Below are 14582 nucleotides of genomic sequence, written 5' to 3' on the forward strand. Positions count from 1 at the left end.
GAGTTTAAAGTGAGAAAATTATTTTCCATTATTTTTATGATTATGTTGGGTGGTTGCATGGGAGGCAATCGTAGGGATTTAGTGGCTAGCGGAGTCACTTGGAATGTTCCAGAAAAGGGTAACTTTGAATTTGACAATTCAAAGTACATAAAAATGAAAAATATGGCCTGTCAAGAAATCGGTCTTGAGTTTTACCAAGATGAAAAAAAGGCACAAGATGGGAACGTTTTGGTTAATGCCGGAATACTTAATAATTGGGAAAATATCTCTGACAAAAACTCATTATCTATCAATATTGATGGCCAAATAGAATCTTTTGACGCAGCGGATTATATTACTGAACATCAGCAGCAGCAGTTTTCATATGGCATAGGAGTTGGCGAACGAAAATTCTCAAATCGAAAATTTATCTTGCCAGAAAAGACGGTTCGCAATGCAGCGGCAGCAAAAAAACTTTATGTTAGATTATACCTAATTAATAATGATTTCATTGATGGTAGATGTTCACCGATGTCTTTGGAAGAATGGAAAAGTATAAGCGCGCCTTCCGATGTGGAACACGTCAATCAAGAGACTTTAGATTACATGAATAGTCTTACAGCGATTAATGGTTTTAAAGAGTTTGTTACTATGATGAATAACACTAAATGGTAACCCCCGCCTCTGCACGGATGCGGTCGAGTCTCAAAAAAAAGTGAAGCGGCCTAAAGCCTAAAACGGCATCCCCGCGCAAGCGGGGATCCAGTCCGGCTTTAGACAGGGATTCCGGCCTGCGCCCGAATGATAGCAAGGGCATAATGCTAGGCGCGATAAGCTTCGCGTCTTTGAGCCTTTGCGATTCAAAGGACAAACGCCGCGCCCTCGGCTTTTCATCGCAAAGCCGCAAAGCGACCGTGCTTTCGTTCTCTGTCTTCCTTCATTTTTTTAAAGGTTCCTGCTTACGCAGGAATGACAAAGGGGCTGGTTAGCGTCGTGATCGTTGTGCGTGTTGTGTTTAAAAAAACGCTGCGCCTCCGCGCCTCTGCGGTTAATAGAAGGGGCTCTGACCTGCGCCGGAATAACGGCGGGAGCGTAACAACGGACACAGGAATCTTTGAGCCTTCGCGATTCAAAGGACAAACGCGGCGCCCTCGGCTTTTCATCGCTAAGCCGCAAAGACGCCAAGCGTTCTGAGCATAATCGTGCTATACCCGCGAACGCAGGGAAATATTTTTTAATAACCACAGAGCCAGACAGAGGAAGACAGAGACCATCGGCGCAAAAATCTCTGTTTTTCTCTGTAGTTTTTATAAATGGATTCCGGCCTTCGCCGGAATGACGGGGGTGGATATCGTTGTGATCGTTGTGTTTTAAAAAACTCTGCGTCCTCTGTATCTCTGCGGTAAAAATGCATCCCCACTTTCGTGGGGATGCAGGCAGCAGCAGCGCGAAATCAATCCCCCTTGATCCCCAGCCCGTCCGCCTGCCGTTTCAGCCAGTCGTTGATATGCGGCTGCCCGTTGGCCTTCTCGTATTTCTCGTAATATTGTTGGTGATAGCCCTCGGCCTCCCAGAAGGTCGCGGCGGGCTCCAAAGTGGTCACGATCGGATTTGAAAATTTCTTCTCCGCCGTCAACGCGGCAATCATCTCTTCGGCGATTGTCTTCTGCTCATCATCATGGAAAAAAACGGTCGAGCGGTATTGCGTCCCCACATCCGGCCCTTGGCGGTTGAGCTGCGTCGGGTCGTGCGCCTTCAGGAAAAAATGCTCCAGCAACTGGCGGTAGGAAATCTTGTTGGGATCGAACGTCACCTCCACCGCTTCCGCATGGCCGCTCGTCCCGTCATGCGTATCCTCATACTTGGGATTGGGCAGGCTTCCGCCCGCGTAACCCACGCGTGTATACAAAACCCCGTCCAGCCCGCGGAACTCGCTTTCGGTACACCAGAAGCACCCGCCCGCCAGCGTCGCCACCGGATACTTTTCCGGCTTTTCCGGCATAAGGTCGGCGCTGAGCTTGCGTCCGCCCGGCTCCCCCGCGAACAAGGGTGGCCGGAAAACCAGCAGGGTCGCAGCGGCCAGAGCCACAATCAGAAAGGCATAATTCAGAACGCGCATATTTATTAACCTTTTTTAACCGTTTTAGTGTAAAATCGGGCTGTATTATTGAATATATCGTCCTGTTATATTCGCCGGATAAACGAAAATGTTTCTAAAAAAATCCTCCAAACCGCTGCATTATGAAGACCGCGCCAAGGGCGTGAAACCAAAAATCATCATTTTACATTATACCGGCATGGAAACCATGACCGCCGCGCGCGAGCGCCTGACCGACCCGACAAGCAAGGTCAGCGCCCATTATCTTGTGGACACGGACGGCACGGTTTTCGATCTGGTCCCCGAGGATAAGCGCGCCTGGCACGCGGGCCTGTCCTTCTGGCACGGCGAAACCGATATCAATTCCCACTCCATCGGCGTCGAAATGGTGAATACCGGCCACGAATTCGGCTACAAACCGTTCCCGGACGCGCAGATGCAGGCGGTCCAGACGCTTTGTCAGGGCATCCAGTCCCGCCATAAAATCGAGCACGTCCTCGGCCATTCCGACATCGCGCCCGAGCGCAAGAAAGACCCCGGCGAATTGTTCAACTGGGAATGGCTGGCGGGGCAGGGCGTGGGCCTCTGGCCCAAACCGACGCAATCCGATATCCAGAAAGCCGAGGAGATTGCCTTGAACGATTATCAGGTCGAGCGCCTCTTTACCCAGTTTGGCTACAACCCGATGGCCGCTTATGTTGACGTGGTCGTCGCGTTCCATCGCCACTTCGCGCCGGAGAAATTCAAAACCGGAAGCCATGAGAAGGTGGATACGAACACGGTGATCAAACTCGTCTCCCTGATCCGTCAGAGTGGTCACAAACTCGCGGTCTGATCCCAAACTTGCGCTTTCCCGAAAAAACAGGCATCCTCCGCCCGTCCAGAAAACCGGATGGCCGCGTCTTTCCGCAAGGAAAGCCGAGGAAAGTCCGGGCTTCACGGAAAAACGGCGCCGGGTAACGCCCGGGGGAGGCTCAAAAGGCCTTTACGGAAAGTGCCACAGAAAACAGACTACCTCTGTCCGCAAGGGCAGGGGAAAAGGTGAAAAGGTGCGGTAAGAGCGCACCGCGCAACTGGTAACAGGGGCGGCACGGCAAACCCCGCCGGAAGCAAGACCAAATAGGGACCGCGCGCCGGCTTGTCCGGCAGGGTGTTTTTCGGACCCGCGGTCCGGGTAGGTTGCTAGAGGCAATGGGCAACCATTGTCCCAGATGAATGGTCATCATCCGGCGCAAGCCGGAGACAGAACCCGGCTTACAGGTTTTTTGGATATTTTGATTGTGAAAAACCGCCTTGAAAGAGGCGGTTTTTCTTTTATTCGGCAGGAGAGGATCTTGATGGACTCATTCCTCATCCGCGAAACTATGCAGGCAGGAATAAAGAATGGTTCCCAGAAACAACCCCCCGCTCAGGGCCAGAACAAGCATAAGAAAAGTGATCATTTTTATAATCCCCACACACATTAGAGATTGCTTGTAAACTGATATTATGACTAACACAAGGAAGAGCATTATGTCAAAAAATACTTTTAGAACAATCACTTATAGGTAAAAAGTCTATAAATAATAAAAAATAGTAACAAATTAATGCACTTTTAAAGTTTTTCAGCGCGGCTTTGATTCTGAAAAATGAGTGGAAGAATGATCCCCGGCTAAAGAAAAGCGGATTTGGCAAGGCTTATCCCCGATCTATGCACAATTCTGTTCACAAACGGCCACGCCCTGAAACCAAAAAAACTGTTGTTTCTGAATAAATTACAGGGACATTTTATTGACGTCCCAAATCAGACCATGCTATCCCATAAATATCCATGTATGCTCAAGGACAGAGCGGACCACGGACGATGGAGCACAAGGCGCCAAGTCAGGAAGGCAAGGGGCTGGTCTGGAGACTTGTTTTTTTTAGGAGAGGCTTTGGCGCTCTTTATCTCGACATTCACCAACAAGCTGGACAGGAAGGGCCGCGTCTCCGTCCCCGCGCCGTTCCGCGCCGCGTTGGGAGAGCGCCTGCATCTGGGTGTCGTTCTCTTCCGCTCCCACAACCACCCGTGCCTCGAAGGCTTCGAATGGGATCGCATGGATGAAATCAGCCAGCGTCTTGAGCATTACGATCTCTTTTCCGACGATCAGGACGATCTCGCCACCGCCATCTTCGGCGAAAGCGTGCATCTTCAATTCGACGGCGAGGGGCGCGTGATGCTCACGCAGGATCTGATTGAATTTTCCGGCCTGGACGATTACGCGACCTTTGTCGGGCTGGGCCGCAAGTTTCAGATCTGGCAGCCGGGGGCGTTCGAGGAGCGCAAGAAAACGGCAAGGTCTCAGGTCCGCGAAAAGCGCCTGACGATTCCTGCCGACCGGGAGGGCAGCCCATGAGAGCGGTAGGCGCAAGCGAACACGCCCCCGTGATGTTGCCCGAAGTGCTGCGGGCGCTCGAACCCCGCGACGGCGCCGTCTATGTCGATGGAACCTTCGGCGCGGGCGGCTACACACGGGCCATTCTGGAAGCGGCGGATTGCACGGTCATCGCCCTTGATCGGGATGTGAGCGTCGAAAAATATGCACGGAACTTGAAGGAAAAATTCGGGGAGCGGTTGATCTTTGTGCGCGGATGCTTCGGTGACGTCGAAAGTATTCTGCAAAAAAACGGTTTCGCGAAGGTGGACGGTTTCGTCCTCGATCTTGGCGTCTCCTCGATGCAACTCGACCAGAGAGAGCGGGGGTTTTCCTTTCGCTTGGCAGGCCCGCTCGATATGCGGATGGATGCCGCGTCCGGTGCTACCGCCGCCGATTTGGTCAACACAATGAAGGAAAGCGACCTCGCAGATGTGATTTATAAATACGGCGAGGAGCGCCGCTCCCGCAAAATCGCTAACCGCATAATCAATCAGCGCGCCCAAAAACCTTTTGAAACGACCCTCGAACTGGCCGATGCCGTCCGCGCCGTCGTTCCGCGTTCGCCCAAAGATAAAAGTGATCCGGCGACCCGCACCTTCCAGGCGCTAAGAATCGCCGTGAACGATGAACTCGGCGAACTTGAGCGCACCCTCGCAGCGTCCGAAAAAATTCTCTCCCCCGGCGGCCGTCTGGTCGTCGTCACCTTCCACTCCCTCGAAGATTCCATCGTCAAGAATTTCATCCGCGAAAAGTCGGGGCGCACACCCTCCGGCTCCCGCCACTTCCCCGAAAAATCCCCGCAAAAAGCCGATCCGGTCTTTGTGTCTCTCTACAACAAGGCCATCAGCCCCTCCGAAGAAGAAACCTCATTCAACTCCCGCTCACGCTCTGCAAAATTGCGGGGCGCCGCCAGAACCCCCTTTACTGACCGAAAGGACACCCTATGAAAAAAACCTTTCTCAACCATCTCGCCGTTCTCCTCGTCATGTCCCTGAGCGCCGGCACCCTGATGCATATCAGCCAAAGCGTCAACCGCTCCGAAAAACAGCTCGCCCGTCTCGACCTCTCCGTTGCCGGGGAGCAGGAGTCGGTCAAGGTTCTTGAGGCTGAATGGAGCCTGCTCAATAGCCCCGAGCGCATCGAGGCGCTGGCAAAAAAATATCTCGGCCTCACCCTGCCGGAGCCCGCCCAGCTCGTCTCCGAACCGGAGAATATCAGCGAGTATAACGAGGGCGCTTTGATCCCCGCTTCTCTGGAAATGCCGCAGGAGGGAACATACCCCGCAATCATCCCCCGCAAGCCCGAGCGTCTTCCCGCGCCTCAGGAACAAGAGGAAACGAACCGCCCATGAGGCTCAGAAGTCACAGGCGCAACATTATTCATCTGGAGGGCGAGCAAAGCGCGGCGCTCCAACTGGCTTATGGCCGCTTGATCCTGTTGGGCGGGCTATTTGCCCTTGCCTATCTGTTGATCGCCGCCCGCACCATTGATCTCATGATTGTGCAGGGCAGGCACTTTGAATCCACGCAAGACTCCGAGGAACTCTCGCGCCTCGCCCGCTCGCAGGATTTGCTGGATCATGTCCGCCGCGGCAATATTTACGACCGCAACGGCGTCCTGCTGGCGACCAGCCTGAAGACTCCATCGTTGTATGCCGATCCGGAACTCCTTCTTGATAAGCCGAAAGTCTCAAAAGCCCTCACGGAAATTTTCCCTGACCTGAAGGAACAGGAAACACTGGCGAAAATCAGCATTCCCAAATCCCGCTATGCGTGGCTCCGTCCCAACATCTCGCCGCAGCAGCAGGAAAAAATTCTCGATCTCGGCGAACCCGGCCTCGCCTTCGAATACGCTGATAGCCGCATCTACCCGCAGGGAAAAATGGCCGCGCACCTGATCGGCTATACCGGGCGCGACGGGCGCGGCCTCTCCGGCATCGAAAGAAGCGCCCAGAAAACGTTGGAGCAGGGGCAGGACATCAGCCTGACCCTTGATGTCCGGCTTCAGCACGCCCTGCGCCGCGAGATAGAAACAGCCATAACGGAATTCAGCGCACAGGCGGGCGTGGGAGTGATACTCGACGCACAGACGGGCGAAATGCTGGCCGGAGTCTCGCTGCCCGATTACGACCTCAACGCCAACAGCCTGTATGTCTCCGATGAGGAGAAATATAAGGAGATACTGAGAAACCGCGTCACGATGGGGGTCTACGAATTCGGCTCGGTCTTCAAGATTTTCACCACCGCCGCGCTGCTGGAAACGCAGGACGCGCCGCTGGCCACGACCTTCGATGCGCGCAAACCCCTGAAAATCGACGGCCACACGATCAACGACTACCACGCGCAAAAGCGGATCATGACCGTGCCCGAAGTCTTTATGCATTCCTCCAACATCGGCTCGGCCATGATGGCGCAAGCGGTCGGCATGGACAAACTCAAGGCGTTTCTCTCCGACCTCGGCCTGATGGATAAACCCTCTTTCGATATCCGTGAAGTTAGCAAACCTCTGCTCCCGCCCGAACCGTGGGCGGGATCCTCGCTCGTCACCGTTTCTTATGGACACGGGATATCGGTCTCTGCCTTGCAGCTCTGCGTCGCCACCGCCACGATTATCAACGGCGGCCTGCAAATCCACCCGAAGCTGATCCTCAAATCAGGTGCGGACAATATCAAACCACAGGCACGGATCCTCTCGGCGGAAACCTCGGAAAAAATGCGTGGCCTCCTGCGTCTGGTGGTCACAAAGGGCACGGGCGGCAAGGCCGACGTTCCCGGCTATTATGTCGGCGGAAAAACCGGAACTGCGGAAAAAAGCGGCGGCAAGAAGGGCTACAACCGCAAGAGCCTGCTCTCCTCCTTTATCGGCGCGTTTCCCATCGACAACCCGCGCTATGTGGTCTTCGTGATGATCGACGAGCCGCAGGGCACAAAGAAAAGCTACGGCTACGCCACCGGCGGCTGGGTCGCCGCGCCTGTCGTGGCGCGGGTCGTGACCTCCATGGCCGCCATCCTCGGCCTCCCGTCCGATAATTACGTCGAAGCGCAGGATATCAGCCTGCCGCTGCAGCAATACATCAAGCCCGAACACCCGGAGAAGAAACTGGCCTCCAATGAGCAGTGATATTGAAAAAAACTTAAGGGAAACCACCCATAGGGTTCTCTCTGGCGCGTTTGCGGGTATCACGCAGGACAGCCGTGAGGTCAAGTCGGGTTATATTTTCGCGGCGCTTCAGGGAACAAAGGTCGATGGCCGCGACTTCATACCGCAGGCTTTGGAAAACGGCGCGACGGGCATCATCGCCAAGACGGGAACGAAATTGCCGGAAGAATATAAAAAATGTCCGCCCTGGAACCCGAGTCCGGAAGTACGCAAACGACTTGGCATTGAACCGTTTGAAAGGCCACCCCACGAAGAGTTCGGCAAATCAATGTCACGGTACTACAAATACTCGGAAGCGCCTCGGTCTAAAAGTGATATGGGGATTATGCTAATCGAGGCCGACAATCCGCATAAGGAATTCAGCAAATGGTGCGGAACTCTTTATTTTCATCAACCCTCCACCATCGCCGCCGTCACCGGAACGAACGGCAAGACCTCGACCGCCCATTTCACCGCCCAGCTTTGGAAATCTCTCGGCCATCAATCCGCCAGCATGGGCACGCTCGGCATCATGAAAGACGGAAAGATCGCCGCATCCGCCTCCATGACCACACCCGATCCCGTCACCCTGCATAAAAATCTGGCGGAGATGGCGAAGGAGGGGATTACCCATCTCTGTATGGAAGCCTCCAGCCACGGCCTTGAGCAATACCGCATCGACGGCGTCCGCATCGGCGTCGCGGGCTACACCAACATCTCCCGCGATCATCTGGATTACCACAAGGATATGGAGAGCTACCTCGCCGCGAAGCTGCGCCTCTTTTCCGAAGTGCTGAGAAAGAACAGCACCGTCGTCCTCAATGCCGATGTGCCCGAATACGAAACACTCGAAAAAACCTGCAAGGATGCGGGCCACACCATCATCTCTTATGGGCAGAAAGCAGAAACCCTGAAGTTAATAAAGAGCGTTCCTAATCCCGGCGGTCAGCTTTTGGAGCTTTCAATCGAAGGCAAAAAACACACGCTGAAACTCCCGCTCGTCGGCGGCTTTCAGGTCATGAACGCGCTCTGCGCCCTCGGTCTGGTCTGGGCCGAGGAAAAAGACAGGCTGGACACGCTCTTGAAAGCCCTCGAAAACCTGCAGCCCGTTCCCGGCCGTCTGCAGAAGATCGAAGGTCCGAAAGACGTCTATGTCGATTACGCCCACACGCCCGACGCGCTGGAAACCGTCCTGAAAGCTTTGCGCCCGCACACGGCAGGCAAATTGATCTGCCTCTTCGGCTGCGGGGGGGACCGCGACCCCGGCAAGCGCCCGATCATGGGGGAAATCGCCGCACGCCTCGCAAACAGAATAATTGTGACCGACGACAATCCGCGCACCGAAAAACCCGAATCCATCCGCGCCGCCATTCTCAACGGTATCGGCAAGGGCAAGCCCGTACAGGACATCGGCGACCGCCGCGAAGCCATCCGCACAGCCATAAAGGAAATGAAAGAGGGCGACGTCCTGCTTGTGGCCGGAAAAGGTCATGAAACCGGACAGATTATTGGAAACATCACAACCCCCTTCGACGACGCGCAGGAGGTCCGCAACGCCATGACCTGAAGTATCAGAAAAGACTTAAAACTGAGTTCTCTTAAGTAAAAGAAATGAAAGCACATTATGATTGAAAACAATCGGTTCTACTGGTCCATCCTCAAAACCCGCACCGTCACCGTCAGCGTCAGCCCCCGCGCTAGCGTTAAGGGCGTGGTTTTCGCCGTCAACAAGCTCATTGATATCGGCGATGGGCGTCAGACGGTCTTCCTCGACCATGTGGATGCCCCGCAGGCATCACCCCGCCGCCCCGGCGCAAACAACGAATTGGCAATTCCCTTTAAAATGGGTAATCTGGATTTCGTGTATATTTCCCGCCGTGTACCCATAGTAAGAGACGTCAGCGTTTTGATTTCTGAGTTATATAAAGAGGCGAAAGTCGAAAGAATCGTGCCGGAGGTTATCAGCCCCGGCGATCTCCTTGTTTTCCGTCAGGGCGATGAAGAGGCGGGCATACGCATGGTCGATGCCCTGCGCCTGATTTACCCCGAACAAAAACAGAGCCGGAGCGGCCATGTTCTATAATATCCTCTTCCCCCTGCATTATTACGTCAGCTTTTTCAACCTGTTCGGTTACGTCACCTTCCGCACGGGCGGCGCCATTATGACGTCCCTGATTATCTGCTTCCTCATCGCCCCGCGTATGATTGCGTGGCTCAAGATGAAACAGAAAGAAGGCCAGCCGATCCGCGACGACGGGCCGGAAACCCACTTCAAGAAGGCCGGAACCCCGACCATGGGCGGCCTGATGATCCTGATTTCCGTAAGCATCAGCACGATTCTCTGGGCCGACCTCGCCAATCCCTTCGTCTGGCTGGCTCTGCTGGTGATGGTCGGCTACGGCGCCATCGGCTTTGCCGACGATTACCTGAAACTCACCAAGAAAAACCCCAAGGGGCTATCGGGAAAGCGCAAGCTGGCCGCGCAGTTCGGAATTTCCTTCCTCGTGACCATAGGAATTATGTTCGCCTTGCCCGATGCCTTCAGCACCCACGTCGCGCCGCCCTTCTTCAAGAATGTGCTGTTTAACCTGTCATGGTTTTTCATCCCCTGGTCGATGCTCGTCATCGTCGGCTCGTCCAACGCGGTCAATCTGACCGACGGACTTGATGGTTTGGCCATCGTTCCCGTGGCCATTGTTGCTGCCTGTTTCGGCCTGATTGCTTACCTCGCGGGACGGCAGGATTTCTCCGAATACCTCTTTATCCCCTTTATCCCCGGTACGGCGGAACTCGCCATCATCTGCGGCGCTCTGATCGGGGGTGCCATGGGCTTCCTCTGGTACAACGCCCCGCCCGCAGCCATCTTCATGGGTGACACAGGCTCACTGGCGATGGGCGGACTTCTCGGCGCGATTTCCGTCATGGTCAAGCATGAAATCGTTCTGGCCATCGTCGGCGGCTTGTTTGTTCTGGAAACCGTGTCGGTCATCATTCAGGTGGCTTCATTTAAACTGACCGGCAAGAGGGTCTTCGCCATGGCCCCAATCCACCACCATTTCGAGAAAAAAGGCTGGTCGGAGCCGACCATCGTCATTCGTTTCTGGATTATCGCAATGATTCTGGCCCTGATCGGGCTGGCAACCCTCAAGCTCCGCTGATACGCTAAGGCATGGTCAAGTTAAAGACATACGTAAACTCTCTGCCGAAGAAAAAAGTTCTGGTCTACGGGCTGGGCCGCAGCGGGATGTCCGCCGTGAAGGCTCTTAAAAAAGCCGGAGCGGAAGTTGTCGCGGGTGACGACCGCCCCGAAGCCTTGCAGGAAGCCCGCAAGCTGAAAATCGAAACCCTCGACGACGGGCGTCAGGATTTCAAGGAATTCGCCTTTATCGTACTCTCCCCCGGCGTTCCCTATACCCACCCCGAACCCCATCGCGTCGTCAAGGCCGCGCAGGCCGCGGGCGTCGAGGTCATCGGCGACATTGAGCTCTTCTACCGCTCCGGCCTCACCGGCAAGACCATCGGCGTCACCGGCACCAACGGCAAATCCACGACCGTCAGCCTTATCCATCACATCCTCAAGGCCAACGGCAAAGCCACCGTTCTGGGCGGAAATATCGGCGTCCCCGTTCTCGATCTGAAAGTCCCGCCGGGAGAATGTTATTCGGTTCTGGAAATGTCCTCGTACCAGATCGACCTTTGCCCGACCTTCCGCCCCGACATCTCGGTGGTCATCAACATCACCTCCGACCATCTCGACCGCCACGGCGGGATCGAGCCTTACGCGGCAGTCAAACAGAAACTCGTTGACGATGCCCACAGCGGCTATGGCGGCGGGACGGCAATTATCTGCAACGACGACGAATACACAGGCCGGATTCTCCAAGCCGTCCGCGAAAAGGGGCTCCGTAAGGTCATTCCGGTCTCCGTAAGCGGAAAAGAACAGGGCGGCGTGTACGCCAACGAAGGCAAGCTGGTGGACGCGATATCCGATCAGGTGATCGAGGTGGGAGTCCTGGAGGATTTAAAAACCCTGCGCGGAATCCATAATCATCAGAATGTCGTCTGCGCCTACGCCGTGGGCCGGGTCGTCGGCCTGTCTCCGGCTGAAATCTTCGAGGCGATGAAAACCTTCGAAGGCTTGCAGCACCGCCAGCACCTCATCCGCACCGTCAACGGCGTCTCCTATGTGAATGACAGCAAGGCCACGAACCCCGACTCCGCCGCGATGGCGCTCGGCTGTCATAACAACATTTACTGGATTGTCGGCGGCCGCAAAAAGGACGCGGGCCTTTCGGGGCTGGAGATTTTCGCCGACCGCATCCGCCACGCCTTCCTGATCGGCGAATCCACCAACGAATTTGCGGACTGGATGAAAAAATACGGCATTGAACACACCAAAAGCCGCAAGCTCGTCTCCGCCATCCGTTCCGCGCATATCATGGCGCAGGAAAAGCGCGGCCAGCCCGGCGGGGCAGGGGTCGTGCTTCTGTCCCCGGCCTGCGCGTCTTTCGATCAGTTCAAATCCTTCGAGGATCGCGGGAAGAAATTCACGCGCCTCGTGCATCGGTTGGGGGAGTAGGAAATGTCAGCCGCCTCGCAGGACATCCAGCCCTTCTCCCGCGCCGACCGCTCGTTTCTGGGCGCGTGGTGGTGGACGGTCGATCAGAGCATCCTCCTCTCGGTCCTGATCCTGGCCCTGATCGGCGTGGCGATGGTCTCGACCGCCAGCCCGCCCGTCGCGCAGCTATTGGAGGTCGAGGATTACTATTTCCTCAAGCGCCAGATCATCTTTCTGGTTCCGGCCCTCATACTGATGATCGGCATTTCGATGCTCCCGCCAAGGACAATCTGGCGGATGTGCAGCCTTGCCCTGATTATGGGGATTGTAGCGCTGGTTATGACTCTTTTTGTCGGAACCGAGATCAAGGGTGCCCGCCGCTGGCTCCCGATCTTGGGGATGTCCGTCCAGGCCAGCGAATTCGTTAAACCCGCCTTCATCGTCGTATCCGCCTGGCTGATCGCCCTGCAAAAAGTGTCCTGGGCGCGGGTCGGCGGCGTCAGGCAGAAGGCGGGCAGGGCGTTCACCCTGAATGAAGCCCCGCTCAACGGCTATTTCTTCGTCGTCGGCCTTTATATCCTGATTATCGCGCTGCTCATGCTCCAGCCCGATCTGGGCATGAGCGTCGTGGTGACTCTTGTGCTGGGGACGCAGGTCTTTCTTTCCGGCCTGCGCCTGCGCTATCTCGCGCTGATCCTGCTTCTCTCCCCCATCGTTCTGGGCGGCGCCTATCTCGGCTTCGATCACGTCCGCAGCCGCGTGGACCGCTTTTTCAATCCTGAAAGCGGTGACACCTATCAGGTCGATCAGTCTCTGGCCGCCTTCCGCAACGGCGGGCTGACGGGAACCGGGCCAGGGCAGGGTACGGTGAAACTCAACCTGCCCGACGCCCATGCCGACTTCATCTTTCCCGTTGCGGGCGAGGAGTTCGGGATTCTCTTCGTGCTGTTCCTGATCGGGCTGTTCCTCTTTATCGTCCTGCGCGGCTTCAAGCGCCTTCTGCAGGCCGAGGATATGTTTCCCATTCTCGCCGTCGGCGGTCTTTTGACTCTGTTCGGCCTGCAGGCGTTCGTCCATATGGGATCCAGCGTCCACCTCCTGCCTGCCAAGGGCATGACCATGCCCTTCATCAGCTACGGCGGCTCCTCCCTTCTCTCGCTCGGGGCGAGTATGGGCATCGTTCTGGCGCTCTCCCGCAGGCAGGGGAGGATGACGGCTGCGCGTGCAGGCTTGATCCGTTCTTCCTTCGCGGTGCAGGATAAAGGTGAAGAAACCCGCGAGTCCGAAGTATGAACGATTCTCCCGACAATATTCCCCTGATCCTGATCAGCAGCGGCGGGACAGGCGGGCACATGACGCCTGCGGCGGCGCTGTCGCACGATCTGGCGGCGCGGGGCAACAAATTGGCTCTCATCACCGACGAGCGCGGCAAAAAATTCACCGGAATGTTCCCGGAAAATATGCCGGTCCACGTCATCCGCGCTGGCACCGTGGGCGGTGGCCCCGCCGGAAAATTCAGGGGGCTGGTCAATCTCGGTGCGGGCCTCGTGCAGGCTTGGCGCATCGTCTCCGATCTTGAGCCGGACCTTGTGGTCGGATTTGGCGGCTATCCGTCTTTCCCCGGTGTCTTCGTGGCGCAGAAGCAACGGATTCCCGCCATCGTCCACGAGCAGAACGCGATTATCGGCAAGGCGAATTGTTACCTCGCCCGGCAGGCCGAACGCATCGCGCTGTCCTTTCCCGATCTCACAGGGCTGGAGAAGGACGAACGGATGCGCGCCGTGATTACCGGCAATCCGGTCCGCGCCGAAATCGCCGCATTGCACAAAACGCCATATCCGAAGCCGCAGGCGGGCGGACCGCTGAATATTCTGGTGATGGGCGGTTCTCTGGGCGCCTCGGTCTTCAGCAAGGTGGTTCCACAGACCCTCGCGCAGCTTCTCTCGGAATATAAAAAACGCCTGAATGTCGTCCAGCAATGCCGGGAAGAGGATCTGGAGCCAACAGCCTTCGCCTATAAGGACTCCGGAATCAACGCCGAAGTTGCGTCCTTTTACAACGATATGGCCGAACGTCTGGCCGCCGCGCATCTGGTGATCTGCCGCTCGGGGGCCAGCACCGTGGCCGAGGTCACGGCGGCGGGCCGCCCCGCGATTTTCGTACCCTATCCGCACCATAAGGACCAGCAGCAGAAGAGGAACGCCGACCATGTGGCCGATGGCGGCGGGGCGTGGATGATGACCGAGGACGGTTTCACCCCCGAAGCATTGCTTGCAAGATTGACCGCTTTTCTGCAAAATCCCGCTGTTTTGGGCGAGGCGGCAGAAAAATGCCGCGCCTTCGGCAAACCGGACGCCGCCCATAAGCTGGGGAACCTGGTGAAGTCCGTAGTGTCGGGACCGGGCTACTAGAG

The 14582-nt window shown here is 56.2% G+C and carries 13 protein-coding genes and 1 other RNA gene; 13 read left to right on the plus strand and 1 reads right to left on the minus strand.

Going from position 1 to position 14582, the window contains the following annotated elements; translation table 11 throughout:
• The first annotated feature begins 9 nt into the window (after nucleotides 1-9).
• Entirely contained in the window at nucleotides 10-654 is a 645-nt protein-coding gene (locus tag IPN28_05540; GenBank protein QQS58283.1) for a hypothetical protein, read from the plus strand.
• Nucleotides 655-1432: 778 nt separating this feature from the next.
• Here IPN28_05540 and msrA read toward each other — a convergent pair.
• Nucleotides 1433-1981, minus strand: coding sequence for a peptide-methionine (S)-S-oxide reductase MsrA (msrA, locus tag IPN28_05545; GenBank protein ID QQS58542.1), 549 nt, complete (start codon nucleotides 1979-1981; stop codon nucleotides 1433-1435).
• Between the two features lie 205 nt (nucleotides 1982-2186).
• Between msrA and IPN28_05550 the strand changes: the two genes are divergently transcribed.
• From IPN28_05550 to murG, 12 genes are all read left to right on the plus strand, one after another.
• On the plus strand, nucleotides 2187-2912 hold the full coding sequence (locus IPN28_05550) for an N-acetylmuramoyl-L-alanine amidase (protein QQS58284.1): 726 nt from the start codon (nucleotides 2187-2189) through the stop codon (nucleotides 2910-2912).
• Nucleotides 2913-2957: 45 nt separating this feature from the next.
• An RNA gene (gene rnpB / locus IPN28_05555) (RNase P RNA component class A) lies at nucleotides 2958-3350 on the plus strand.
• A 640-nt stretch (nucleotides 3351-3990) separates the two neighbouring features.
• Entirely contained in the window at nucleotides 3991-4452 is a 462-nt protein-coding gene (gene mraZ / locus IPN28_05560) for a division/cell wall cluster transcriptional repressor MraZ (protein ID QQS58543.1), read from the plus strand.
• Nucleotides 4449-5420, plus strand: coding sequence for a 16S rRNA (cytosine(1402)-N(4))-methyltransferase RsmH (rsmH, locus tag IPN28_05565; GenBank protein QQS58285.1), 972 nt, complete (start codon nucleotides 4449-4451; stop codon nucleotides 5418-5420). The genes mraZ and rsmH overlap by 4 nt, the downstream gene beginning before the upstream one ends.
• Nucleotides 5417-5824 carry a hypothetical protein gene (locus IPN28_05570; protein QQS58286.1) on the plus strand — a complete coding sequence of 136 codons (408 nt, stop codon included), beginning with the start codon at nucleotides 5417-5419 and terminating at the stop codon, nucleotides 5822-5824. The genes rsmH and IPN28_05570 overlap by 4 nt, the downstream gene beginning before the upstream one ends.
• Nucleotides 5821-7593: a penicillin-binding protein 2 gene (locus tag IPN28_05575; GenBank protein QQS58287.1), complete on the plus strand. Its 1773-nt coding sequence runs from the start codon at nucleotides 5821-5823 to the stop codon at nucleotides 7591-7593. The genes IPN28_05570 and IPN28_05575 overlap by 4 nt, the downstream gene beginning before the upstream one ends.
• The gene (locus IPN28_05580) at nucleotides 7583-9178 is read left to right on the plus strand and encodes a UDP-N-acetylmuramoyl-L-alanyl-D-glutamate--2,6-diaminopimelate ligase (GenBank protein QQS58288.1); all 1596 of its coding nucleotides are present in this window, start codon (nucleotides 7583-7585) and stop codon (nucleotides 9176-9178) included. Before IPN28_05575 ends, IPN28_05580 begins: the two co-directional genes overlap by 11 nt.
• Nucleotides 9179-9235: 57 nt before the next feature.
• Nucleotides 9236-9694: a hypothetical protein gene (locus tag IPN28_05585; protein ID QQS58289.1), complete on the plus strand. Its 459-nt coding sequence runs from the start codon at nucleotides 9236-9238 to the stop codon at nucleotides 9692-9694.
• Nucleotides 9684-10769: a phospho-N-acetylmuramoyl-pentapeptide-transferase gene (locus IPN28_05590; protein ID QQS58290.1), complete on the plus strand. Its 1086-nt coding sequence runs from the start codon at nucleotides 9684-9686 to the stop codon at nucleotides 10767-10769. The genes IPN28_05585 and IPN28_05590 overlap by 11 nt, the downstream gene beginning before the upstream one ends.
• Nucleotides 10770-10780: 11 nt before the next feature.
• Complete coding sequence (locus tag IPN28_05595) at nucleotides 10781-12190, plus strand: UDP-N-acetylmuramoyl-L-alanine--D-glutamate ligase (GenBank protein ID QQS58291.1); 1410 nt, start codon at nucleotides 10781-10783, stop codon at nucleotides 12188-12190.
• 3 nt (nucleotides 12191-12193) lie between these two features.
• Complete coding sequence (locus IPN28_05600; protein ID QQS58292.1) at nucleotides 12194-13462, plus strand: cell division protein FtsW; 1269 nt, start codon at nucleotides 12194-12196, stop codon at nucleotides 13460-13462.
• Nucleotides 13459-14580 carry an undecaprenyldiphospho-muramoylpentapeptide beta-N-acetylglucosaminyltransferase gene (gene murG / locus IPN28_05605; GenBank protein ID QQS58293.1) on the plus strand — a complete coding sequence of 374 codons (1122 nt, stop codon included), beginning with the start codon at nucleotides 13459-13461 and terminating at the stop codon, nucleotides 14578-14580. The genes IPN28_05600 and murG overlap by 4 nt, the downstream gene beginning before the upstream one ends.
• Nucleotides 14581-14582 lie beyond the last annotated feature (2 nt).

It is taken from the genome of Alphaproteobacteria bacterium, from assembly GCA_016699735.1.
GTDB lineage: Bacteria > Pseudomonadota > Alphaproteobacteria > Micavibrionales > Micavibrionaceae > JAGNKE01.

Coding starts and splice junctions, on each gene's coding strand:
- murG (QQS58293.1), top strand. CDS start 13,459: ATGAACGATTCTCCCGACAATATTCCCCTGATCCTGATCAGCAGCGGC.
- IPN28_05600 (QQS58292.1), top strand. CDS start 12,194: ATGTCAGCCGCCTCGCAGGACATCCAGCCCTTCTCCCGCGCCGACCGC.
- IPN28_05590 (QQS58290.1), top strand. CDS start 9,684: ATGTTCTATAATATCCTCTTCCCCCTGCATTATTACGTCAGCTTTTTC.
- rsmH (QQS58285.1), top strand. CDS start 4,449: ATGAGAGCGGTAGGCGCAAGCGAACACGCCCCCGTGATGTTGCCCGAA.
- IPN28_05575 (QQS58287.1), top strand. CDS start 5,821: ATGAGGCTCAGAAGTCACAGGCGCAACATTATTCATCTGGAGGGCGAG.
- IPN28_05595 (QQS58291.1), top strand. CDS start 10,781: ATGGTCAAGTTAAAGACATACGTAAACTCTCTGCCGAAGAAAAAAGTT.
- IPN28_05585 (QQS58289.1), top strand. CDS start 9,236: ATGATTGAAAACAATCGGTTCTACTGGTCCATCCTCAAAACCCGCACC.
- msrA (QQS58542.1), bottom strand. CDS start 1,981: ATGCCGGAAAAGCCGGAAAAGTATCCGGTGGCGACGCTGGCGGGCGGG.
- IPN28_05570 (QQS58286.1), top strand. CDS start 5,417: ATGAAAAAAACCTTTCTCAACCATCTCGCCGTTCTCCTCGTCATGTCC.
- IPN28_05550 (QQS58284.1), top strand. CDS start 2,187: ATGTTTCTAAAAAAATCCTCCAAACCGCTGCATTATGAAGACCGCGCC.
- IPN28_05580 (QQS58288.1), top strand. CDS start 7,583: ATGAGCAGTGATATTGAAAAAAACTTAAGGGAAACCACCCATAGGGTT.